Origin of the sequence: Streptomyces sp. NPDC096013 (assembly GCF_044763565.1) — a bacterium.
Classification (GTDB): domain Bacteria; phylum Actinomycetota; class Actinomycetes; order Streptomycetales; family Streptomycetaceae; genus Streptomyces.
The window spans coordinates 465,377-488,581 of record NZ_JBIWGK010000002.1; the positions used below are offsets into that span (position 1 = coordinate 465,377).

At 72.1% G+C, this 23,205-nt stretch carries 21 protein-coding genes; 12 read left to right on the top strand and 9 right to left on the bottom strand.

The features are described 5' to 3' along the window. Nucleotides 1-24: 24 nt before the first annotated feature. The 6 genes from ACIRB1_RS09590 (at nt 25) to ACIRB1_RS09615 (ending at nt 4,917) form a co-directional block, all read left to right on the top strand. On the top strand, nt 25-363 hold the full coding sequence (locus ACIRB1_RS09590) for a hypothetical protein (RefSeq protein WP_403465159.1): 339 nt from the start codon (nt 25-27) through the stop codon (nt 361-363). Between the two features lie 44 nt (nt 364-407). After that, nucleotides 408-1,637 (top strand): NAD(P)/FAD-dependent oxidoreductase, encoded by a 1,230-nt coding sequence (locus ACIRB1_RS09595; RefSeq protein ID WP_403465160.1) that lies wholly within the window; start codon nt 408-410, stop codon nt 1,635-1,637. Between the two features lie 64 nt (nt 1,638-1,701). Beyond that, the gene (locus ACIRB1_RS09600; protein ID WP_352183665.1) at nt 1,702-2,073 is read left to right on the top strand and encodes an Rv2175c family DNA-binding protein; all 372 of its coding nucleotides are present in this window, start codon (nt 1,702-1,704) and stop codon (nt 2,071-2,073) included. Nucleotides 2,074-2,164: 91 nt separating this feature from the next. Further along, nucleotides 2,165-2,824, top strand: coding sequence for a thiamine phosphate synthase (gene thiE, locus ACIRB1_RS09605; RefSeq protein WP_403465161.1), 660 nt, complete (start codon nt 2,165-2,167; stop codon nt 2,822-2,824). Between the two features lie 111 nt (nt 2,825-2,935). Next, complete coding sequence (gene metF, locus ACIRB1_RS09610) at nt 2,936-3,859, top strand: methylenetetrahydrofolate reductase [NAD(P)H] (protein ID WP_403465162.1); 924 nt, start codon at nt 2,936-2,938, stop codon at nt 3,857-3,859. Nucleotides 3,860-3,915: 56 nt separating this feature from the next. After that, nucleotides 3,916-4,917 carry a hypothetical protein gene (locus ACIRB1_RS09615; RefSeq protein ID WP_352183668.1) on the top strand — a complete coding sequence of 334 codons (1,002 nt, stop codon included), beginning with the start codon at nt 3,916-3,918 and terminating at the stop codon, nt 4,915-4,917. 90 nt (nt 4,918-5,007) lie between these two features. Here ACIRB1_RS09615 and ACIRB1_RS09620 read toward each other — a convergent pair whose 3' ends face one another. The 5 genes from ACIRB1_RS09620 to ACIRB1_RS09640 form a co-directional block, all read right to left on the bottom strand. After that, nucleotides 5,008-6,519, bottom strand: a complete 1,512-nt coding sequence (locus ACIRB1_RS09620) for a phytoene desaturase family protein (protein WP_403465163.1) — start codon at nt 6,517-6,519, stop codon at nt 5,008-5,010. A gap of 46 nt (nt 6,520-6,565) precedes the next feature. Beyond that, nucleotides 6,566-7,204 carry a DUF4126 domain-containing protein gene (locus tag ACIRB1_RS09625; protein ID WP_403465164.1) on the bottom strand — a complete coding sequence of 213 codons (639 nt, stop codon included), beginning with the start codon at nt 7,202-7,204 and terminating at the stop codon, nt 6,566-6,568. A 406-nt stretch (nt 7,205-7,610) separates the two neighbouring features. Next, entirely contained in the window at nt 7,611-8,240 is a 630-nt protein-coding gene (locus tag ACIRB1_RS09630; RefSeq protein WP_403465165.1) for a TetR/AcrR family transcriptional regulator, read from the bottom strand. Nucleotides 8,241-8,302: 62 nt separating this feature from the next. Then, the gene (locus tag ACIRB1_RS09635; protein ID WP_403465166.1) at nt 8,303-10,387 is read right to left on the bottom strand and encodes a YhgE/Pip family protein; all 2,085 of its coding nucleotides are present in this window, start codon (nt 10,385-10,387) and stop codon (nt 8,303-8,305) included. Beyond that, nucleotides 10,359-11,051 carry an ATP-binding cassette domain-containing protein gene (locus tag ACIRB1_RS09640; RefSeq protein ID WP_352183856.1) on the bottom strand — a complete coding sequence of 231 codons (693 nt, stop codon included), beginning with the start codon at nt 11,049-11,051 and terminating at the stop codon, nt 10,359-10,361. The genes ACIRB1_RS09635 and ACIRB1_RS09640 overlap by 29 nt, the downstream gene beginning before the upstream one ends. A 187-nt stretch (nt 11,052-11,238) precedes the next feature. On the opposite strand from ACIRB1_RS09640, the gene ACIRB1_RS09645 reads away from it, so the two are divergent. The 3 genes from ACIRB1_RS09645 to ACIRB1_RS09655 all read left to right on the top strand — a co-directional run bounded on the left by ACIRB1_RS09645 (nt 11,239) and on the right by ACIRB1_RS09655 (nt 13,385). Beyond that, entirely contained in the window at nt 11,239-11,778 is a 540-nt protein-coding gene (locus tag ACIRB1_RS09645) for an SAV_6107 family HEPN domain-containing protein (protein ID WP_403465167.1), read from the top strand. Nucleotides 11,779-11,939: 161 nt separating this feature from the next. Beyond that, entirely contained in the window at nt 11,940-12,710 is a 771-nt protein-coding gene (locus ACIRB1_RS09650; RefSeq protein WP_403465168.1) for a methyltransferase, read from the top strand. Between the two features lie 276 nt (nt 12,711-12,986). Beyond that, nucleotides 12,987-13,385 carry a DUF3040 domain-containing protein gene (locus ACIRB1_RS09655; protein ID WP_352183675.1) on the top strand — a complete coding sequence of 133 codons (399 nt, stop codon included), beginning with the start codon at nt 12,987-12,989 and terminating at the stop codon, nt 13,383-13,385. Nucleotides 13,386-13,489: 104 nt separating this feature from the next. On the opposite strand, the gene ACIRB1_RS09660 is transcribed toward ACIRB1_RS09655, so the two are convergent. The 4 genes from ACIRB1_RS09660 to ACIRB1_RS09675 form a co-directional block, all read right to left on the bottom strand. Further along, nucleotides 13,490-15,871, bottom strand: a complete 2,382-nt coding sequence (locus tag ACIRB1_RS09660) for a DUF3488 and DUF4129 domain-containing transglutaminase family protein (protein ID WP_403465169.1) — start codon at nt 15,869-15,871, stop codon at nt 13,490-13,492. Continuing rightward, entirely contained in the window at nt 15,868-17,223 is a 1,356-nt protein-coding gene (locus tag ACIRB1_RS09665) for a DUF58 domain-containing protein (RefSeq protein WP_352183677.1), read from the bottom strand. The genes ACIRB1_RS09660 and ACIRB1_RS09665 overlap by 4 nt, the downstream gene beginning before the upstream one ends. Next, a complete protein-coding gene (locus tag ACIRB1_RS09670; RefSeq protein WP_328831967.1) occupies nt 17,223-18,248 on the bottom strand; it encodes a MoxR family ATPase in 1,026 nt (341 codons plus the stop codon). Before ACIRB1_RS09670 ends, ACIRB1_RS09665 begins: the two co-directional genes overlap by 1 nt. Before the next feature lie 227 nt (nt 18,249-18,475). After that, on the bottom strand, nt 18,476-19,024 hold the full coding sequence (locus ACIRB1_RS09675) for a carbonic anhydrase (protein ID WP_352183678.1): 549 nt from the start codon (nt 19,022-19,024) through the stop codon (nt 18,476-18,478). Between the two features lie 415 nt (nt 19,025-19,439). Between ACIRB1_RS09675 and rsmH the strand changes: the two genes are divergently transcribed. The 3 genes from rsmH to ACIRB1_RS09690 all read left to right on the top strand — a co-directional run bounded on the left by rsmH (nt 19,440) and on the right by ACIRB1_RS09690 (nt 23,059). After that, a complete protein-coding gene (gene rsmH, locus ACIRB1_RS09680) occupies nt 19,440-20,399 on the top strand; it encodes a 16S rRNA (cytosine(1402)-N(4))-methyltransferase RsmH (RefSeq protein WP_352183679.1) in 960 nt (319 codons plus the stop codon). An 84-nt stretch (nt 20,400-20,483) separates the two neighbouring features. Then, nucleotides 20,484-21,059, top strand: a complete 576-nt coding sequence (locus ACIRB1_RS09685; RefSeq protein ID WP_403465170.1) for a septum formation initiator family protein — start codon at nt 20,484-20,486, stop codon at nt 21,057-21,059. Nucleotides 21,060-21,064: 5 nt separating this feature from the next. Next, nucleotides 21,065-23,059: a penicillin-binding transpeptidase domain-containing protein gene (locus ACIRB1_RS09690; RefSeq protein WP_352183681.1), complete on the top strand. Its 1,995-nt coding sequence runs from the start codon at nt 21,065-21,067 to the stop codon at nt 23,057-23,059. The last annotated feature ends 146 nt before the right edge of the window (nt 23,060-23,205 follow it).

A 23,205-nucleotide genomic window follows, 5' to 3' on the forward strand; every position in this document is an offset into this window, starting at 1 on the left:
GCGTCAGTAAGGGAGCCTCTGTCCATGGCCCGTTCGCTCGACGGTCTCGTCCTCGCCCCCGTCGCCGACCAGGCCCCGGGTCAGGTCGGCACCCGCACCCGGTTCACCTACCACGAGCAGGACGGCGAGATCTGGGCCGAGTACGCGGGCGGCGACGTCGTACGGGGGCATCTCGTCGGCACGCGCGCGGGGGACCGGATCGACTTCCGGTACGTCCAGCTGAAGACGGACGGGACGACGTCCTCCGGGCACTGCGTCTCCCTGGTGACCGAGGTGCCGGACGGCCGCGTCCGCCTGGAGGAGACCTGGGAGTGGGAGTCCCAGGAGGGAAACGGGACCAGCACTGTGGAACAGCTCACCTGACGCGCCCGCTGACTGACAAATCGTCAGGTGTCTATGGTGATCGAGTGAGCGAGCAGACGCGGGACCAGGGCACGGTGGCAGAGCGACGCGTGGTCGTCGTCGGCGCGGGCATGGCCGGGGTGCAGACCGCGGTCGCCCTCCGGGAGCAGGGCTTCACCGGCGCCATCACCCTGATCGGCGCGGAACCCCATCAGCCGTACGACCGGCCCCCGCTGTCCAAGGCCGTCCTGCTCGGCAAGGCGGAGGGCTCCGCCTTCGACGTCGACTTCGAGGCGCTCGGTCTCGAAGTGCGGCTGGGGCGCGAGGTCGTGGGCCTGCGCCCCGCCGACCACGAACTGGACACCGCCGAGGGCCCGGTGCCCTACGACGTCCTCGTCCTCGCCACCGGTGCCGAACCGATCCGGCTCCCGGGCGCCGACGGCATCCCGGGCGTGCATCTGCTGCGCACCCTGGACGACGCCGAGCGGCTCCGCCCGGTGCTCGCCCGGCAGCACGACATCGTGGTCGTCGGCGCGGGCTGGATCGGCGCCGAGTTCGCCACCGCCGCGCGCGAGGCGGGCTGCGCGGTGACCGTCGTGGAGGCGGCCGACCGGCCGCTCGCGGGGGCCCTGCCCGCCGAGGTGGCCGCGCCGATGGCCGCCTGGTACGCCGCCGCCGGGGCCTCCCTGCGGACGCACGCGCGCGTGGCGCACGTCGAGCCCGGCGAGGTCGTCCTGGACGACGGCACCCGGCTGGCCGCGGGCGCCGTCGTGGTCGGCATCGGCGCCCGCCCCGCCACCGGCTGGCTGACGGGCTCCGGCATCGCACTGGGCGCCCACCGCGAGGTCCTGGCCGACGACCACCTGCGCACCTCGGTGGCGGACGTCTACGCGGTCGGCGACTGCGCCTCCTTCCCTTCGGGGAGGTACGGCGAGCGGCTTCTCGTCCACCACTGGGACAACGCCCTCCAGGGGCCGCGCACGGTCGCCGCGAACATCGTCGGGGAGACCCCGGCGGTCTACGACCCGGTGCCGTACTTCTGGTCCGAGCAGTTCGGCCGCTTCGTCCAGTACGCCGGTCATCACGCGTCCGCCGACACCACCCTGTGGCGCGGTGACCCGTCCACCCCGGCGTGGAGCGTCTGCTGGCTGCGCGGGGACCGTCTGGTGGCCCTCCTGGCGGTCGGCCGCCCCCGTGACCTGGCCCAGGGCCGTCGGCTGATCGAGGCGGCGACCCCCATGGACCAGGAGCGGCTGGCGGATGCTTCCCTCCCGATGAAGGCGGCTATCGCCTAGTTCGTCCCACCGGGTCGGACCGGCCCGGCTTCCGACTGTCAGTCCGGGATGGCACGCTGTTTACGTGACCGAGATTGACGCAAAAATCGATGCTCTCGTCCCCGCCTGGCTCACGCTGCCCGACATCGCAGAGATGCTCGATGTCGAGGTGACACGCGTGCGGCAGCTGGTCAAGGACGGCCAAGTCATCGCCGTACGCCGTGGTGAGAACCGCGCGCTGCACGTCCCCGCCGCCTTCATCGACGGGGCCGAGAAGAAGGTCGTCAAGGGCCTCACGGGGACCCTGACGCTCCTGCGGGACGACGGCTTCTCCGACGAAGAGATGCTGGAGTGGCTCTTCACCCCCGACCCCAGCCTGCCCGGCACCCCCGCGCAGGCCCTGAGCGAGAATCGTGGCACGGAGGTGAAGCGCCGCGCCCAGGCGCTCGCCGTCTGACCCGGACGACCGCCAGGTGCACGGGCTGCGGGGAAGCTCACCGCGGCCCGTGCACGACACCACCACACACCGGACCACGGGGGACACACGCATGCCCGACACCGCCGCAGCAGCCGCCCGCGCGGAACTCGCCGACGCCCGGCTCTACCTCTGCACGGACGCCCGCAGGCGCCAGGGCGACCTGGCGGAGTTCCTGGACGCGGTCCTGGCCGGCGGGGTCGACATCGTGCAGTTGCGCGACAAGGGCATGGAGGCCGCCGAGGAGCTGGAGTACCTCCAGGTCCTCGCCGACGCCTGCGCCCGGCACGGCAGACTCCTGGCGGTAAACGACCGCGCGGACGTCGCCCACGCCGCCGGCGCCGACGTACTGCACCTCGGGCAGGGCGACCTCCCGGTGCCCGCGGCCCGCGCGATCCTCGGCGAGGACGTCCTGATCGGCCGCTCCACGCACGCCGAGTCCGAGGCCGCCGCCGCGGCCGTCCAGGAGGGCGTGGACTACTTCTGCACGGGCCCGTGCTGGCCCACCCCCACCAAGCCCGGCCGCCACGCCCCCGGCCTCGACCTGGTCCGGTACACGGCCGCGCTGGGCACCGACCGCCCCTGGTTCGCCATCGGCGGCATCGACCTCGGCACCCTCGACGAGGTGCTCGAAGCGGGCGCCCGCCGTGTCGTCGTCGTACGGGCCATCACGGACGCGGACGACCCGGGCGCGGCAGCGGCCGAGTTCGCGAAGCGGCTGCGGCAGGCCTGACAGGGCACGCGCCTTGAGGCCCGCTGTCCGATGGGTGGACAACAGGGCGACAAAACAGGCAAATTCCCTGTTCCGGTTGGGTGTCCGCCGCCCCCTGACTAACCTGCGGGTATGGCCTTCGGAACCGCATCCACCAGGACTGATCGCGCACGTACCGTGCGTGACATGCTCGCGACCGGCAAAAGGACGTACTCGTTCGAGTTCTCCGCGCCGAAAACCCCCAAGGGCGAGCGGAACCTGTGGAGCGCGCTGCGGCGGGTCGAGGCCGTCGCCCCCGACTTCGTCTCCGTGACCTACGGCGCCGGCGGCTCCACCCGCGCGGGCACCGTCAAGGAGACCGAGCAGATCGTCGCCGACACCACGCTGACCCCGGTCGCCCACCTCACCGCGGTCAACCACTCCGTCGCCGAACTGCGCAACATCATCGGCCAGTACGCCGACGCGGGCATCCGCAACATCCTCGCGGTGCGCGGCGACCCGCCCGGCGACCCCATGGCCGACTGGGTGGCACACCCCCAGGGGCTGACGTACGCGGCCGAACTGGTGCGGCTCATCAAGGAGTCGGGCGATTTCTGCGTCGGCGTCGCCGCCTTCCCGGAGATGCACCCGCGCTCCCCGGACTGGGACACGGACGTCGCGCACTTCGTCGACAAGTGCCGGGCCGGTGCCGACTACGCCATCACGCAAATGTTCTTCGAACCCGAGTCGTACCTGCGGTTGCGCGACCGCGTCGAGGCCGCGGGCTGCGCGACCCCCGTCATCCCCGAGGTCATGCCGGTGACCAGCGTGCGGATGCTGGAGCGCCTGCCACAGCTCAGCAACGCCGACATTCCGGCCGCTCTGAAAGAGCGAATCCTCACAGCCAAAGACGATCCGGCGGCTGTACGCTCGATCGGAATCGACTTCGCCACGGAGTTCTGCGCCCGGCTGCTGGCCGAGGGAGTACCAGGACTGCACTTCATCACCCTCAACAACTCCACGGCGACGCTGGAAATCTACGAGAACCTGGGCCTGCACCATCCACCGCAGGCCTAGACCGGCCGCCCGGACATACGACACACTGCGTAGCGGCCACTGGGAGAGGGGCGTACATGGGCTGGACGGTCCTCTACATCGCGTTCGGCATCGTCGCACTGTGGTTGCTCGGTGAGGTGCTGCTGCAGTACAAGGCACGCCTGCGCTGGCGACTGCTCGCGTTCGTCGGCTTCCTGGGCGTCGTCCTGGGTGTGCTGATTCCCTCCGTCGTCGTCATCGGCCTGGGCGCCGTGGCCTTCGCCGTCGGCCAGACCTACGTCACCCTCTCGTTCCGGCGCGGCTTCGAAGCGGGCTGGGCGGTCTCCGGTCGGCCGAGCGTGGGCGGCCTCAAGCGCCGCCGCGGCGAACCGGACGACCTGGACCCGAACCCGGACGCGCCCGGCCCCGAGTCGGCCGAGGGCGCCTTCCAGGACTACGACCGGAACAAGGCCTTCGGCCAGGACGACGAGTACGACCGCGACGACGTCTTCACCCCGAACCGCCCCCTGAATCCCACGGCCGCCGAGACCACCTCGGTCTACGAGCCGCAGCCCCTCCCGGACGACACCGGTTCCTACGGCGTGTACAACACCGCCGCGTACGCGAACGCCACCGACCCCGACTTCGCGGGCACGGACCAGGCGTACGCCGCCGCGGGCCAGACCCAGGACCAGGCCTACGCCGCAGCGGCCCAGGGCGACGGCCAGAACTACGGCTACGACCAGTACCAGGGCTACGACCAGCAGCAGTACGGCTACGACACCACCGGCCAGCAGCAGTACGCGGCCTACTCCGACCCGTACATCGGCACCCAGACATACGGCGGCACCGGCTACGACACGGGTTACGACGGCCAGCAGCAGTACCCCCAGCAGGGCTACACCCAGGACCAGTACGGCAACGGCGGCTACGGCGGCGAGACCCCGGCCGGCGGGGTGTGGGTCCCGCAGCAGCGCAACGACGAGACCTACGGCGGCGAACTCCCCGACCAGCAGTACCCCTACCAGGGCGACGGCGGTCAACAGCCCCAGCAGCAGCCGCAGTCGGGCCCCGGCTACGACGAGCAGTACCGTTTCTGAAGCCTGTTGAGGGCCTTTACCAGGGTCCGCTCACGGAGAGTCGGTCGTCCACCGGGCCCCGGTCGCCGGGGCCCGCCTCGGGACGGTCGTTCACTGCGAGCCTCTGAACTGCGGCCCCTCCACGACCAGTCCGGCGACCAGCGCCCCCGACATCCCGGCGTGCGGCAGCCCCCCGCCGGGATGGGACCAGCCGCCGACACGGTAGAGGCCGGGCACGCGCGTGGTGTTCGCCGGGTGCAGGAAACGGCCCTGCCCGGCGGCGAGCGACGGCGCGGGCACTCCGCCGAGGCGGGTGCCCGTCTCGCCCTCCGTGTCCTCGGGCGTACGCACCTCGTGCCACAACAGGCGCTCCCGGAGCTGGGGTACGGCCCGTCCGGCGGCTTCGAGGAGGAAGTCCGTGTACCGCCGGACCGTCCCCGCCTCCTCCCAGCCCGCATCGCCCGACAGCACCGCGGACACCACCACGGACTCGTGCGCGTCGTCCGGCCGGAGCGCGGGGTCGTCGGGGCGCAGCACCGTCACCGTGGGACAGACGGGCTCGTCGCCACCGGGGGAGGCCAGCAGGTCCAACTCGGCCTCGCGGTCCGGCGCGTGGACGACCGTGCGGTGCACGGCCCCTGCCTCGCGCGGGCCGCGCAGGGCCAGCAGCAGCGTGCAGCGCACCGCCCGGGACGAGCCCGAGTCGGCCTGTACGTCACCTTCCTGGTCCAGCGGACGGTCCGTCAGGGACCGCAGCCGCACCGGGTCCACGTCCGCGACGACATGGTCCGCGTCGACCACCGTGCCCCCGGCGAGCTCGACTCCGGCCGCGCGCCCGTCCTTCTCCAGGACCCGGGTCACCTCGGCCCCGAAGACGAACTCGACCCGTCTCGCCACACACCGCTCGTACACCGCGCGCGCCAACTCCCGCATGCCGCCCCGCACATACCAGGTGCCGAAGGCGTGCTCCATGTACGGCAGCACGGCCGCGCTCGCCGGAGCGGTGCGGGGATCGAGGCCGTACGCGAGGGCGTGGCTCTCCAGCAGGGCGGCGAGGCGCTCGTCGCGCAGCTCCCAGGTGCCGATCTCGGCGAGGGTGGTCGCGCGCCGGGTGCGCAGCAGCTTCTTGTGCGGGACCGCGGGGTAGGGCTCCTGGCCGGCCAGCACCGACCAGTTGGGCCACAGGGGTTCCTCCAGGAGGGGTCTGCGGGTGCGGTCCCAGGCCTCGCGGGCCCGGATCAGGAAGTCGCCCCAGCGCCGGCCCGCGCCGCCGCCCAGCGCCTCGTCCAGGGCCGTGACGACGCCCGCGCGGGAGGCGTTCGGCAGCGACACCGCCGTACCGTCCGCGAAGACGTGCCGGGAGGACGGGTCGACCTGGACCAGCTCGACCAGGTCCTCCAGCGGCTCCTTGCCGGTCTTGATGAACAGGTCGCGGTAGACCGCGGGCACGGGCAGCAGCCCGGGGCCGGTGTCGAAGCCGAACCCGTCCCGCTCGAAGCGGCGCACCGCACCGCCGTACGTCTCCGTACGCTCGTACACCACCACCCGGTGGCCCGCGACGGCCAGCCGGGCAGCGGCCGCCATCGCGCCCATGCCGGCGCCGATCACCGCAATCCGTGCCATGCCTGCGACTTTATCGGCCGCCACTGACAGTCACGGCCGCGGGAGGTCACCAGGGCTCTCGGTCCGGTGGTCGTCCGGGCGCGTGCCCCACCTGTGCGGCGAGGCGTTTCTCCTCGCGGCGCTGGGCTCTGCGGCGCAGGAAGCGGCGGATCCGGGAGACGAGGAAGAACAGGACCGTGAGCCCGGCCGCCAGCAGTACGGCCGCGATGATCGCCGCCGCCTCGGGATGGAACATCGCGAACGAGACGATCGCGCCGACCCCGAGATCCTCGGCGAAGCTCATGATCACGTTGCTGAACGGCTCGGGCGAGGTGTTGATCGCCATCCGCGTCCCGCTCTTGACCGCATGGCTGGCCAGCGCCGACGAACCGCCGATCAGCCCCGCCGCCACGTCGTTCAGCGAACCGCTGTGCCCGGCGAGCACCGCGCCGACCCACGCTCCCGCGGCCGGCCGGATCACCGTGTGCACGGAGTCCCAGAGGGAGTCGACGTAGGGGATCTTGTCGGCGACGGCCTCGCACAGGAACAGGACGCCCGCCGTGACGAGGACCTCAGGGCGTTGCAGCGACTCGGGGACCGCGTCGGTCACCCCGGTCGCTCCGAAGATCCCGAGCAGCAGCACCACCGCGTACGCGTTGATGCCGCTGGCCCAGCCGCTGGTGAAGACCAGGGGGAGCACGGACACGGAGGCGATAGTAGCCACTCGGCAACTCGGCGTCCTGGGCCTGAGTGCGTACGGCTGAGTATCCGTACCTAGGGAGTGAGATGAGTACGCGCGCGGATGGGGTGCGACCTGCGCGAACGAGAGAGTAGGGGCACGGAAAGGGGCGCGGCTCCGGAACCGCCGACACGGGGCGGCGGAACGGGGCCCGCGCCCTTGGCCGCTCCTTCCGCCGGATCTCCCGGCGGAAGCGAGGCACGGGGGAACCCTGGGACCGACCAACGGGGGTTCCGACAGGGGGAACGTACGGGGGAAGCACAAGGGAGCGCCGGTTCGAGGTGGCCCGCGGGGGACGCGGCCACAGCGGACCGGCGCTTCTGTGTGCGCTGCTGTCGGTGCTCCTTGTGTATGTCCTCTTCGTGAGCCGCCGTCAGTGGCCGCCGCTGACCCGCCCCTGGAGCAGCCGGGACAGCGCCGAGTGGACGTCGTCCAGGGAGCGCTCGGGCTGGAACGACTGCCAGTCCAGGGCGGCCACCAGGACCATGCCGACCAGCGCCGCGGCCGTCAGCCGGACATCGATCTCGGGGCTGAACTCACCGCCCGCCACGCCCGCGTGCAGCACGTCCTCGATGGCCGCGTTCACCTGCTGGCGCACGACCATCAGCGTGGGCTGCCAGGAGCGGTTGGTGCGCCACAGCTCGGCCACGTAGAGCTGGGTGAAGGACGGGTAGCGGGCGATGAAGCCGAGGCCCGCGCGGATCATCGCGTCCAGGGCGTCGACCTTGCTGCCGCCGTCCCGTGCCGTCTGCTCGGCTGCCTCTCTCAGGGAGGCGGTGAGGAGACCCACGCCGTGCCGCAGCAACTCCTCGAAGAGGACGGACTTGCTCGCGAAGTTGTAGTAGACGGTGCCCTTCGCGACCCCGGCACGCTCGGCGATCTCGTCCACCGTGGTGGCGGAGAAGCCCTGTTCGGCGATGAGCGTGACGGCCGCCTCGTAGAGCTTCTGCCGGGTGGCCTCGCGGCGCGTACTGCCGCCCGACGGGGCGTTGCTGCTTTCCATGGGCCTGATTGTCACAGGCCCGGCCTGCGCCGCGGGCACGGGTGCCGGGGTCCTGCGCGCGCTCACAGGGTCAGCTCCGGATGCAGCCGGTCCAGCGTCCACACCTGGCGGCGGCGGGCCGACAGCGCGGTCAGCGCGAGGGCGCCCGCGGTGAACGCGGTGAGCACCACGCACGCGTGCCACACGGGTCCCAGGGCACCGCCCGTGATGAGCCTCCGGAGGGCCTCGACGACATAGCTCATCGGCAGGAAGGGGTGGATCGCGTTGAAGAAGCCGGGGCTCGTCTGCACCGGGTAGGTGCCGCCCGCCGACGTCAACTGGAGCATCAGCAGGGCCAGTACGAGGATGCGGCCCGCCGCTCCGAAGCGGGCGTTCAGCCACTGCACGATGGCCGCGAAGCACGCCGTCACCAGGAACAGGAAGCCGATCGTGCCGGCCGCCCGCACCATCTCCAGGCCGATCGCCCAGTGCAGCACGGCCATCAGGGCCACCGTCTGGAGCACCCCGACCGCGACCACGGGCAGCCAGCCCGCGAGGGCGATCCGCCAGGCCGAGGCGCCTGCGGCGAGGGCGCGCCGGTTCATCGGCGCGATCAGCATGTAGGCCACCATCGCGCCCACCCACAGGGACAGCGGGATGAAGTACGGGGCGAACCCGGTGCCGTAGTTGGGCGCCTTGTGCAGGTCCCGGGAGGCCAGGTGGACCGGGTCGGCCATGACGCCGGTGCGCTGGTCGCGGTCCCGCTTGTCGTAGTCCGGGATCTGCGCGGCGCCGTCGTGAAGGCCGCCGGCGAGCTTCCCGGAGCCGTCGACGAGCTTGTACAGGCCGCCGCTGAGGTCCACCGCGCCGGTCTTCAGCTTGCCGATGCCGGTGTCCAGCTCGGTGGCGCCGGTGCGGGCCGTGCCGAGCCCGGCGTGCAGGGTCCTGGCGCCCGAGGCGACCTTTCCGGCGCCGTCGTTCAGCTTGTTGACCTTGGCGACCGCGTCGTCGAGGTCCTCGGAGAGGTGCGGGGCGCGGTCCGCGAGCGCCTGGGCCTGCGTCTGGAGGGTGGCCAGGTTCGCGTCGAGCTTCTTCAGGTCGCCGTGCTGGTCGACGACCAGGCCGTTGACGTCGTCGGCGACCTTCGCCACGTCGGAGGCGGCCGTGGCGGCCTTCTTCAGGTCGGGGCAGGCGTCATCCTTCAGGACGACGTTCTCGCAGCGCGTCTTGTAGACCTCGTCCAGGGTGTCCGAGGCCGCGTGCGCGCCCTTGGCGGCGGCCGGGGCCGTCTTCACCAGGACGTCGAGGTTGGCGCGGATCGTCCCGGCGGAATCGGCGACCAGCCGGGCGGTGTCCCCGATGGTCTTCTCGTTGTCCTTCAGGAAGGGACCCACCTTGTCGGCGACCCCGTTGACCGTGTCCGCGAGGGTCTGGGTGCCGGCCGCCACCTGCGCCGAGCCGTCCGCCAGGGTGCCCGCGCCCGTGTCGAGCTTCTTGAGGCCCTTGGAGAGCTTGCTGCTGCCCTTCTTGGCGTCCTTCAGGCCGTCGGCGAGATCCTTGGAGCCCGCCTCGGCCGTCCCGATGCCGCCCTTCAGCTTGTCGGCGCCGTCGGCGGCCTTCACGGTCTGGCCGTGGATGTCGGAGAACGACACGAAGATCCGGTCCAGGAAGGTCCGCGAGGCCTTCGTGGACGCGGCCGACCGCACCTCGCTGAACACCGTCCTGGAGATCTGCCCGACGATGTAGTTGTTGGCGTCGTTCGTCCGCACCTGGAGCGCGCCCGTCTCCGGGTCGTCGCCCGCACTGGAGGAGACGCGCCGGCTGAAGTCGGCCGGCATGGTCAGCGACAGGTAGTACGTGCCGTCCTCGACGCCCTTCCGCGCGGTGTCCGCACTCACCTCGTGCCAGTCGAACGTCCCGCTGTCCCGCAGCCCCTTGGTGATGTCGTCGCCCGCGGTGACCTTCTTCCCGTCGGCGCTCGCCCCCTTGTCGTCGTTGACGAGCGCCACGGGGATGCGGTCCAGGCGGCCGTAGGGGTCCCAGAAGGACCACAGGTACAGGGCGCCGTACAGCAGCGGCAGCAGCAGGAGGGCGACCAGCGCGGCGCGCGGCAGCCTCCCCCTGCCGAAGCGCTTCAGCTCAAGCGCGGCCAGTCGTGGCGCGTGCATCGGCCTTCTCCGTCCCCTCGGTGGATACCGCCACGACCGTCGTCCCGGCGTCGGCGATCGACCTCAACAGCGCCCAGATCCCGTCCCGTTCGGCATCCGGGAGCTTGAGATCGACGTCGTCCACACCGAGCAGCGCGGGCCGCCCGATCAACGCCAGCGCGATGGACAGCCGCAGCTCCTGCGGCCGTTCCAGATCCCGTACGGCGGTCCTGGCGCCCTTGGGCAGCGCCTCGCGGTCGAGCCCGGCGGCGGTCAGCGCCCGCTCGATCCGCAGCCCCGCCTCGACGGCCCGCTCGGACCGGGGACGCAGCAGTCCGCGCACCGAGTCCCCGAACCGCCGTTGCAGCAGCGCCCGTTCCCGCAGGTGCTCGCCGACGGTCAGCGCCGGTTCGAGGTCGGTGACCCCGGCGACATTGGCCAGTGCGCTGACGCGCCGTACCGCCGCCGACTGCTTCGGCAGCGTCGACTCGCCCACGGTGGCGGTCCCTTCGGACGCCTTCATCCGTCCGGTGAGCGCGAGCAGCAGACTCGTACGCCCGGAGCCCGACGGCCCCTCCACGGAGATCAGCGACCCGGGCCCGGCATCCAGGGAGATTCCCCGGAACGCCCAGCCGCGCGGCCCCCTCACCCCGAAGTCCTCGGCTGTGACACCGGCCCCGCCCACGGTTCCCCGCCCCCTGCTCCTTGAGTCGAGCATTTTTGCACTGACTGGTCAGTTCAAAAAGTAACCCGAACCTTCGATCGAAGCAAAAGCGCAGGTCAGAACGGATTGTCAGTGCCATACCCCACGATGGGTCACATACGGCACTACCTGACTGGGCGTGCCGTCACACGACGACAGGAGGTTCGTCATGGCCAACTCGTCCGCAGCCGCCGCCCGTCGGCGCCGCGCCTCCGGCCCTGCCCCCTCACCGACCGGCCCGGCGAGCGATGTGCACCCCGTGCTCCGCCGGGCCACGGCCCCACCAGCCGCCCTCGACCTCCTCGCCCAGGCCCGCGCCGGACTGGACGAGGCAGCCGTCCTCGAGACGTCGAACGAGCGGTACGCGACGGCCCACCTGGCCGCCCTGCGCACCGCCGCCGCGGTCCTCGCCGCGCGCGCCCAGCCGGAGCCCACCGCCCGGCGCCGGGCCCGCATCCGCAGCGCCTGGGAAGTCCTCCCCGAGATAGCACCCGAACTGACCGAGTGGAGCGCCCTGTTCGCCTCCGGCGCCCGGCGCCGCGCGCGGGCCGAGGCGGGCATCCAGGGCGCGGCGACCCGCCGGGACGCCGACGACCTCATACGCGACGTGGCGATGTTCCTGCGCCTGGTCGAGCGCATGCTCGTCCTCCAGCCGGTCCTGCCCCAGCCCCGCCAGGACCCGGAGCGGCCGGGGGACCGCGCCGGGTGAGCACGCGGCGTTCGCCGCGCGAGACACATGACCAGGTACGGCACCGGAGGCAATAGGGTGGAAGGCGCCTGAAGCCCTCCCTCCGCCAGCCACCGGGGCCGGGGAGGCAGCCCGTTCGCTCCGCCGTGCACAGGCGGTGCCGCGCCGAGGAGTCAACTGCCGTGTCGGACCCGAGCCGCCCCCGCGCCTCCCTCCGTACCGCCGTGGTCTGGGACGTCCTTCAGGACGCCCTCGACCGCCGGGTCAAGGCCACGGGTCGGGACGCGCTGGACGTCCTCGACACCGGAGGCGGCAGCGGCAACTTCGCGGTGCCCGTCGCCCGCCTCGGGCACCGCGTCACCGTCGTGGACCCCAGCCCGAACGCACTGTTCGCGCTGGAGCGCCGCGCCGCCGAGGCCGGTGTCGCCGACCGCGTGCAGGGCGTCCAGGGCGACGCGCACGGCCTCTTCGACGTGGTCGAGCGCGGCGGCTACGACGCGGTGCTGTGCCACGGCGTCCTGGAGTACGTCGAGGACCCCGCCGAGGGCGTCCGCACGGTGGTGGCCGCGCTGCGCCCCGAGGGCGTCCTCAGCCTGCTCGCCGCAGGACTCGGCGGTGCCGTGCTCGCGCGCGCCCTCGCCGGCCACTTCACGGAGGCCCGGCAGGCCCTGGACGACCCGAACGGCCGCTGGGGCGACGCCGATCCCGTCCCGCACCGCTTCACCGCCGAACAGCTCGCCGCGTTCGTCGAGGGCGCGGGCCTCGCCGTCGGCGCCGTCCACGGGGTGCGGGTCTTCGCCGACCTCGTGCCCGGAGTGCTGGTCGACACCGAGCCCGGCGCCCTGGACGCGCTGCTGAAGCTGGAGGCCGCGGCGGCCGAGCTGCCCGCGTTCCACTCCGTGGCCACGCAGCTTCATGTGCTCGGCGAGACACGGGGTGCCACAGAGGCGTGAGCGGCCTCCTGGGCCGGACCGCTGATCAGGGGCGCGGCAGCACATGGAGTACGCCACAGGCCCCCCGATCGGGGGCCCGGCGCCGTATGATCGAGGGAGACCGCTCGGCATGACAGGACGGCCGCTGGGGAATGCAAGCTTCAGCGAGCCGGACGGCCATGGCGGATTCCGGTTGGCCAATTGGCGTAGAGGGGCGGGTTTCACGGGGGCGATTCCCTGCCTATCCTGAAGGGACCCCCCGGGTCGCCCCGGCGACTGCACGATGAGGAGGACTCCGTGCCGCTCTCGGAGCACGAGCAGCGAATGCTTGAGCAGATGGAGCGAGCGCTGTACGCCGAAGACCCCAAGTTCGCGACAGCGCTCGAAGGAAGCGGCCTGCGCACGTACACCCGGCGACGGGTCTACCAGGCGGTGGCCGGCTTTCTCGTAGGTATCGCGCTCCTCATCGCCGGCATGGTCACGCTGCAGATTTGGGTCAGCGTGGTGGGATTCCTCGTCATGCTGGGCTGCGCGGTACTCGCCGTGACCGGCTGGCGCAAGGCTCCGAAGCCTGGCGAACAGCCCGCAGCGGGCGCTGCGCACGCCGGCCGTCAGGGACGGCAGCGGCGCTCGGTCATGGACCGTATCGAGCAGCGCTGGCAGCGCCGCCGCGACGAGCAACAGGGCGGCCAGTAGCAGCACCAAGCCCCGCGGCAGTACGCGCGGCACTCCTCGAAGACGAGTGAGGGGGTGACCACCGAACCGGTGGTCACCCCCTCCCGTATGCCCTGCCGCGCTCGCTAGCCCTGCTGCCCGGACGGCTTGCGCAGCGTCGGCCGGAGCGCCGCCGCCCGCGTCGTCACCGAGCTCCACCAGGTCGACAGCGCCCACACCACCCGGACGGTCGAGCGCGGGGCGATCAGCGCGCGCAGCCGCACCGAGCGGCCGGACGTGTCCCGGAAACCGACGGCCACCCGCCGCACGTCCTGCGCGAGCCCGGAGGCCGGACGCGGCCGGGGCGCGTAGAGGACCTGCTCCACTGCGTCCGCCACCCGGTGCACCGACGCGGCGGACGCCGGGTCGAGTTCCCCGAGCCGCACGATCCTCGCCGCCGCCTTGCGCGGGGTCAGCGACTCGTCGGGCGGAATCCCGAAGTCCCAGGCCGTATCGGTCAGTTCCTCCCACACCGCGAGCGTGTGGACGGCCGCCTCGGACTCCGTACGACCATGAGCGCCCAGCCGTACCGACCGCATCCGGGTCCGCCACAGCATCGGCGAGAACGGGATCGTCAGCACCAGGAGCGCGCCCAGACCGAGGGCCACGATCCGCACGTACCACCAGGGGCCCCGCGGGTCACCGCCCGCCGCGATCGCCGGGGCCTGGCTGGTGCAGGCGTCCAGCTTCCGCAACTGCGCCGTGCAGCTCTCGCTCGCCGAGGGGGCCGCGGACGGCTCCGTGCTCGTCGAGGCCGAGGGCCGGGCCGGGTCCGGGACGTCACTGCCGGGCGTGGTCGACTGGGTGTACGCGGGGACCGAGCCGCGGTTCGGGGTCGGCTCGAAGCGGGTCCAGCCCACGCCCTCGAAGTACAGCTCGGGCCAGGCGTGCGCGTCCTTCAGGCCCACCGACACCGTGCCGTCCGCCTCCGGGGTGCCCGGCGCGAAGCCCACCGCGACCCGGGCCGGGATGCCCAGCGTGCGGGCCATCGCTGCCATCGCGAAGGAGAAGTGGACGCAGAAGCCCTGCTTGTCCTTCAGGAACTTGGCGATCGCGTCCCGGCCGGTGCCGACGTCCACCTGGGTGTCGTACTGGAAGCCGCCGTTCACCGCGAAGTAGTCCTGGAGCTTGACCGCCTGCTCGTAGTGGCTGGTCGAGCCCTCGGTGACCTGGCGGGCGGTCTCGGCCACCACCGCCGGGAGCGACTTCGGCACCTTCGTGTACTGGTTGCGCAGGGCTGTCGACGGCTCCGGCGCTGTGGCCAGCTGGTCCGCCGTCGGCTGGACGTCCAGGCTGGTGACCTCGTAGGTCGCCCCGCGGGTGTTCTGCCCGTGGTCGCCCACGACCGTCATGCCCACGGGCTCGTACCGCCAACTGCCGTCGATCTGCACACCGCTGGGCGGATACGGCATCGGCAGCCAGTCCTGGGCGTACCAGTCGGCGGCCGAGATCCGGGTCGTGATCTTCGTGCGCCTGATGTCGGCGCCGAGGCCCGTCGGGGTGGGGAACGTGCTCGGCACGCTCTCGATGTGCCGCTGGGACGGCTTCCAGGTGGTGCCGTCGAAGTCGTCCAGGGACACGATCCGCAGATACGTGCTCGAGAGGTCGTTCGTGTTGGTTCTCAGGGACAGGACCTGGCGGTTCTCGTCCACGTTCAGGCTGTCGCGCAGCGAGACCAGCGGGTTGACCGCGGAGATCGTGCCGCCGCCTCCGCTGCCGACGCCCACACCCGTCCCGGCCGCGTCCAGCAGGCCGCCCGAGATGGTGGGCAGCGGCAGCAGGGCGATGGCCACGGCGACCGCGCCGATCCGCCGCCCGGTACGCACCGGGGCGAGCGGGCCCGAGGACTCCGAGCCCGGGGTGGTGCGCGGCGCCCCGCCGAAGACCCGGCCCCACTGGGCGAGCCGGTCCCGGCCCTCGGCCAGCAGCAGCATCAGATAGCCGCCGGCGGCGAGCAGGAACCACAGCCAGCTGACGCCGCTCTCGGAGAGCCCGGCGGCGACCGAGTACAGCGCGAGCAGCGGCAGGCCGGCCGGGGCCGCGCTGCGGAAGGTGACCGCGAGCGTGTCCACCACGAGGCCGATCACCAGGACCCCGCCGATGAGCATCAGCCGGATGCCGTCGTGCAGCGGTGCCGGGATCGCGTACCGGGAGACGTCGTCGGAGCCCTCCCGCAGCAGGTCCGCGAAGTGCTGGAAGGCCTCCGGGCCCGGGACGAACCCGGCGAGGGCCTGCGCGTGCGCGAAGACCAGGGTCAGCATCAGCAGGGTGACCAGGGCCTGCGCCGCCACGGTCAGCGGCCGGGCCAGCGGCACCCGCCGGGTCGCCGCGCCCACGCCGGTCTGGACCGCCAGCATGAAGGCGGCCTGGATGATCCAGGTCGCCGGGGAGACCAGGGGCAGCATCGCGCAGGACGCCATCAGCGTGGCCACCCAGGCGCAGATGGCCAGTCGTGCCCGCCCGCTCATGCCCATCCCTTCCCGAGCCCGGTGGCGGTGATGCCGTTCCGCTCGCGGTCCGCCAGCTGCCACAGCTCCGTCAGGGACGCGCCGCGCGGTACGGCCACGGCGGTCCAGCCCGCGTCGCGCAGCATCCGCAGCCGCTCATCGGGCCCGGCACCGGGACCGGGTACGTCGGTCGGCTCGCGGACCCAGCCGTCGTTGTCCAGCACGAAGGCGAGGGCGCCTCCGCTGCGCTGGCGCATCCGGGCGACCACCGCCGCCTGTTCCTCGTCGAGGTCGCCGAAGAAGGCCACCAGCAGTCCTTCGTTCCCGCCGCGCAGGACGTCGTAGGCCCGGGACAGGCCCGAGCCGTCCGAGTGGTCGATCACCGCGAGGGTGTCCATCATCAGTCCGGCCGCGTCCGCCGACTCCTGGCTCGCGCCCGCGAACCCGTCGGCGTCCTGGCCGGGCACCGAGTTGCCCGTGTCGCTCAACAGCCTTACGGAGAAGCCCCGTTCCAGCATGTGCACCAGGACGGAGGCGGCGCCGGAGACGGCCCACTCGAAGGCCGAGTCCGGGCCCTGGCCCGCGTAGGCGATGCCCCGGGTGTCCAGCAGGACCGTGCAGCGGGCGCGCTGCGGCTGCTCCTCACGCCGGACCATCAGCTCGCCGTAGCGTGCGGTGGAGCGCCAGTGCACGCGGCGCAGGTCGTCGCCGTAGCGGTACCCGCGCGGGATCACGTCGTCCTCGCCCGCCAGGGCCAGCGAGCGGTTGCGGCCGTCGCCGTAGCCCTTGGCCTCGCCGCTGAGGCGGACCGGGGGGAGGGCCTCCACGCGCGGGATGACCGTCAGGGTGTCGAAGGTCGAGAAGGAGCGGGTCAGCTCGCACATCCCGAAGGGGTCCGTCAGGCGGAGCTGGAGCGGGCCCAGGGGGTAGCGCCCGCGCAGGTCGGAGCGGACCCGGTAGGACACCTCGCGCCGTCCGCCCGCCTCCACCCGGTCCAGGACGAAGCGGGGGCGCGGACCGAGCACGTACGGCACCCGGTCCTGGAGCATCAGCAGGCCCGTGGGCAGCCGGGAGACGTTGTCCATGCGCAGGTGGACGCGGGCCTCGGAGCCGGCGGGCACGCGCCCGGGGGAGAGCCGGCGGCTGCCGGCCACCCGGTAGCGGGTGCGGTAGAGCACGGTCGCGCAGACCAGCGGCAGCACCGCGAGCAGCATCCCGACCCGGAGCAGATCACTCTGCCCCAGGACGTACGCGCAGACCGCGGCGGCGATCCCGGCGGCCAGGAACGAGCGTCCGCGGGTGGTCAGCCCGGCCAGGGCCGTACGGACACCGCCCTTCTCGTCCCGGTCGGTCTCCGCCTCCCCGGTGGTCATCACAGCCTCCGGGGCGGCTGCTGGCCGTACCCCCCGAGACCCAGGCCACTCTGCGGGGCCGGTGCCGCGGGCACGGGGGTGCGCTGGAGGATCTCCTGGACGACCTGCTCCGCCGTACGACGGTTCAACTGGGCCTGGGCGGTGGGCAGCAGGCGGTGGGCCAGGACCGCGACCGCGAGGGCCTGGATGTCGTCCGGCAGCGCGTACTCACGGCCGCTCAGGGCGGCCGAGGCCTTCGCCGCGCGCAGCAGGTGCAGCGTCGCGCGCGGGGAGGCGCCGAGTCTGAGGTCCGGGTGGTTGCGGGTGGCGCCGACCAGCTCCACCGCGTATCTGCGGACCGGGTCGGCGACGTGGACGCCGCGGACCGCCTCGACCAGCTTGACGATGTCGTGCGCGTGCGCCACGGGCTGGAGGTCGTCCAGCGGGCTGACCCCGCCGTGGATGTCGAGCATCTGGAGCTCGGCCTCCGCGCTCGGGTAGCCGATGGAGACCCGCGCCATGAAGCGGTCGCGCTGGGCCTCGGGCAGCGGGTACGTGCCCTCCATCTCGACCGGGTTCTGCGTGGCGACCACCATGAAGGGGCTGGGCAGTTCGTAGGTCTGGCCGTCGATGGTGACCTGGCGCTCCTCCATGGACTCCAGGAGCGCGGACTGGGTCTTCGGCGAGGCGCGGTTGATCTCGTCGCCGATCACGATCTGGGCGAAGATCGCGCCCGGTTTGAACTCGAAGTCCCGCTGCTGCTGGTCCCAGATGGACACACCGGTGATGTCCGAGGGCAGCAGGTCGGGCGTGAACTGGATTCGCCGCACCGAACAGTCGATCGACCGTGCCAGCGCCTTGGCCAGCATTGTCTTGCCCACACCCGGAACGTCCTCGATCAGAAGATGTCCCTCGGCGAGCAGCACGGTCAGCGAAAGCCGTACGACCTCGGGCTTGCCCTCGATCACTCCTTCCACCGAACTGCGGACTCGCTCCACAGTGGCGGTCAGATCCGTAAGGCTCGCTCGATCGTCATAGGTCGTCACCCGGCCCTCCTCGGCCCGTTCTTTCCATGGGCCGACGCCTGTGATGCGGACCGGCCCACCCCGAAACACGGACACCGCGCGGGAAAAGTTCCGCGCGACGCCACACCCGCATTCTTGTTGCCGTTACCGGTTCGTGTCACTCGCCTGTGGACAACTGCCTTCGCTTTGTCGGGTCTTATGACCTTCTGGGCGGTCCGAGGCGTGCGTCTTCGGGGTGGGCGGGTGCGTCAGGCGGGGTCGATCTCGCGCAGCAGACCCGACTTCACGTCGAAGACGAAGCCGCGCACATCATCAGTGTGCAGCAGGAACGGCGAGGTGCGCACACGCTGCATGGACTGCCGTACGTCCTGGTCGACGTCACGGAAGGCCTCCACCGCCCAGGCGGGGCGCTGGCCGACCTCCATCTCCAGGTCGTGCCGGAACTCCTCGGTGAGGGACTCCAGGCCGCAGCCGGTGTGGTGGATGAGAACCACGCTGCGGGTGCCGAGCGCCCGCTGGCTGATGGTGAGGGAGCGGATGACGTCGTCGGTGACGACCCCGCCCGCGTTGCGGATCGTGTGGCAGTCGCCCAGATGCAGGCCGAGCGCCGCGTGCAGGTCGAGACGTGCGTCCATGCAGGCCACCACGGCCACCTGGAGCACGGGTCGGGCGTCCATTCCCGGATCGGTGAACGCGGCGGCGTACTGTCCGTTGGCCTCGACGAGGCGGTCCGTCACGGTCCCGCTGTCGTTTATGGCGCCTTCGGACTCTGTGGGTACGGATGCGGAGGTCGTCATACCCATGACGGTACTGGTCACCGGCGGTTCGGTCGCGGTGTGGGGCGGGAAAAAGAGCGTCATCGCGTCCTCTTGTGAGGTAACCCACACGGGTGGCGGGGGTGCACCCGGCCGGGTGATTCTTCCCGTTTTGACGCTTCGCACGCACCCCGGTCCGCGACGCGCAGGCCGGTTGATTGACCGCGGGACAGCGTGGACTAAAGTTGCGCGGAGCGGGAGACGAGGCTCTCCCTGCTGGACTTTTCCCGGAGACCCCGGCGACCTTCCGGATTCTCCCCACGTGCGCGGCGCGTACGTACGGCTCGGCCTCCTCCCGCTCCCGGTCGGCTGACGCCTTCGGCGCCGGCAGGCTTCCCTTTCGTCAGCGGGTGGGGACCCGGCGGTGCGTACGGCCCGCCGGACCTGAGAGGGCCCCTTGAGCAACAGTCGACACGTCCCGGTGATGCTCCAGCGGTGCCTGGACATGTTGGCCCCCGCCCTGGAGCGGCCGGGCGCGGTGGTCGTCGACTGCACCCTCGGCCTCGGCGGGCACAGCGAGGCCCTGCTGACCCGGTTCCCCGAGGCGCGGCTCGTGGCCCTCGACCGCGACAAGGAGGCGCTGCGCCTCTCCGGGGAGCGCCTCGCCCCCTTCGGCGACCGGGCCACCCTCGTGCACGCCGTCTACGACGAACTGCCCGACGTGCTGGAGCGCCTGGACATCCCGCGCGTGGAGGGCGTCCTGTTCGACCTCGGCGTCTCCTCCATGCAGCTCGACGAGGCCGACCGCGGCTTCGCCTACGCCCAGGACGCGCCCCTCGACATGCGCATGGACCAGACGACCGGCATCAGCGCCGCCGAGGTCCTCAACACCTACGCGCCCGGTGAACTCGTCCGCATCCTGCGGGCGTACGGCGAGGAGAAGCAGGCCAAGCGGATCGTGTCCGCGGTCGTCCGGGAGCGCGACAAGGAGCCGTTCAGCAACAGCGCGCGGCTCGTCGAGCTGATCCGCGACTCGCTGCCGCAGGCCGCCAAGCGCACCGGCGGCAACCCGGCCAAGCGCACCTTCCAGGCGCTGCGCATCGAGGTCAACGGCGAACTGTCCGTCCTGGAGCGCGCGATCCCCGCCGCGGTGAAGTCCCTTGCCGTGGGCGGTCGGATCGCCGTCCTGTCCTACCACTCGCTCGAAGACCGCCTGGTCAAGCAGGTGTTCGCGGCCGGCGCCGCCACCACCGCGCCTCCTGGCCTGCCCGTCGTGCCCGAGCAATACCAGCCCCGGCTCAAGCTCCTGACGCGCGGTGCCGAACTTCCCACCGAGGAAGAGGTCGCCGAGAACCGGCGGGCGGCACCCGCACGGCTGCGGGGAGCTCAGCGCATCAGGGAGGACGTAGTTGACTGAGCATGGGGTGAGGCAGGGCGTCCGGCAGCGGGCGCGCTCGCCGCGAGCAGCGGGTGGGTCCGACATTCCGACTCGGGGGCGTGAGTGAGCAGGAAACCTGAACTGAGGGGCAGGGCCGCCCGACTCGCGCGGCTCTTCCCGACCGGACCCGCGCAGACAGGCGGGATCCAGGCGGCCCGGACCCCGTTCGTCCTCCTTGTCGTCCTCCTGCTGGGCGGCGGCCTGATCGGACTGCTCGTGCTGAACTCCGCACTCAGCGAAGGACAGTTCAAGCTGGACGACCTCCAGAAGCAGACGAAGAGCCTCACCGACGAGGAACAGGCACTCCAGCGGGACGTGGACGCCTACTCCGCCCCCGACGCCCTCCAGCGCCGCGCCCGCGAACTCGGCATGGTGCCCGGCGGGGACCCCGCCTTCCTCGACCCGAACGGCACCGTGAAGGGCGTCCCCGAACAGGCCGCCGCGAGGACCGCGGCGAACACACCGGTGATCCTCGCCCCCGAGGCCCTCGTGAGCAGCCCGAGCCCGAGCCGTCAGCAGGCCCCGGCCCCGGCGCCGACTCCGGCCGCGAGCCCGGCAGGGGTTCCGGTCCCGGCCGCGCCGGTGACCCCCACCGCAGTACCGCCCTCCCCGACTCCGACCACGACTCCCGGCAGGTGACGGAAGTGTCCGACAGGGAACCGCCGCGCCGCCGAGTGCCAGGACCGGCCAGGCCCGAACGGCCGGAAGGGGGCGGCACCCCCCGGCGCCGCCCGGGCCCCGGCGCCCGCCCCGCCCGCAGCCCGGCCTCGCCCCGGCCCTCGGCGCACTCCTCCGGCCGCCCCGCGGGCCCGCGCTCCCTCCGGCTCGGCAGCCCCCGCCCCCGGCTGCGCATGATCAGCCTGGCGCTGACCCTCGTCCTGATCGCCTTCGTCGTACGGCTGCTACAGGTGCAGGCGGTCGACGCGAGCGCGTACGCCGCGAAGGCCGCGCAGAACCGGTACGTCGACTACGTCCTGGCCGCCGAGCGCGGCGAGATCACCGACCGCTCCGGGGTGGCCCTCGCGACCAGCGTCGACGCGTACACGATCACCGCCGACCCGACGCTGTTCACCCGCAAGCAGCTGAAGATCGACGACGGGCCCGAGCAGGCCGCGGCCCTCCTCGCCCCGATCCTCGGCGTGGACCAGGCCTCCCTCGTCAAGAAGCTCAGGCCGGCGAACAGGAACCTGCGCTACGTGGTGCTCGCCAACCGGCAGACCCCGCAGGTCTGGAAGCAGATCAAGGACCTGAAGAGCGCGCTCACCACCAAGTCCTCGACCGACCCGGCCACGGTCAACGTCCTGGCCGGTGTCCTCGCCGTCCCCACCACCAAGCGCGTGTACCCGAACGGCGATCTCGCCGCCGGGATACTGGGCTGGGTCAACGCCGACGGCAAGGGCGGCGGCGGAGTCGAGCAGCAGCTGAACAAGGACCTCACGGGCAAGGACGGCAAGGTCCGCTACGCCCAGTCCGGCGGCGTCCAGGTGCCCACCGCGGGCTCCACGGAGACTCCGGCGGTGCCGGGTTCCGACGTCGAGCTGACGATCGACCGGGACATCCAGTGGGCCGCGCAGAACGCCATCACCGAGCAGGTGAAGAAGTCCAAGGCGGACCGCGGGTACGTGATCGTGCAGGACACCCGCACCGGCGAGATCCTGGCCATGGCCAACGCGCCGGGCTTCGACCCGAACGACCTCGCGCAGGCCAACGCGGCCTCCCTGGGCAACGCGGCCCTCCAGGACGCCTACGAGCCCGGCTCCACCGCCAAGGTCATGACGATGGCCGCCGTGCTCCAGGAGAACGCGGCCACCCCGCTGACGCATGTCGTCGTGCCGAACCGGCTGCACCGGGGCGACCGGCTCTTCCAGGACGACGTGGACCACGCGACCTGGAACCTGACCCTCAACGGCGTGCTGGCCAAGTCCAGCAACATCGGCACCATCGAGGCGGCCGGCCAGCTCGGCAAGACGCAGGGGCAGGCCAACCAGGTCCTGTACTCGTATCTGCACAAGTTCGGCATCGGCAGCTACAGCGGGCTGGACTTCCCCGGCGAGACCAGGGGCATCCTCGCGCCCGCCTCCAAGTGGTCGACCTCGCAGCAGTACACGATTCCTTTCGGCCAGGGCATGTCCCTCAACGCCCTCCAGGCGGCCTCCGTGTACTCGACGGTCGCCAACGGCGGTGTCCGGATCGAGCCCACCCTGGTGCGCGGCACGAAGGGACCCGACGGCCGCTTCACCCCCGCGGCGACGCCCAAGAAGACCCGGGTCATCAGTGCGAAGACGGCGAAGACCCTCGCCCAGATGCTGGAGTCCGTGGTGGACGACGAGCAGGGCACGGGCGGTAAGGCCGCCATTCCGGGGTACCGGGTTGCGGGCAAGACCGGCACCGCCAACCGCGTGGATCCGGCCACCGGCAAGTACAAGGGCTACACCTCGTCGTTCGCCGGGTTCGCGCCCGCCGACAACCCCCGCATCACCGTCTACTGCGCGATCCAGAACGCCACCAGCGGAAGCTACTTCGGCGGTCAGATCTGCGGACCGATCTACAAGCAGGTGATGGAGTTCGCCCTCAAGACCCTCCAGGTCCCGCCCACCGGGGCCAAGGCCGCGAATCTGCCCGTGACCTTCACGCCCTGATCAGCGCAACAGCCAGGAACCGATCCGTGACCATGATCACCTCCCAGTCCGGGAACCAGGGCGAGCCCCGCCCCTCACTTCGCTCCGGGGCCGGTGTGCCCGGTACGCTCACCGCCGTGCCAACCGCCGATCAGTCCCAAACCCCC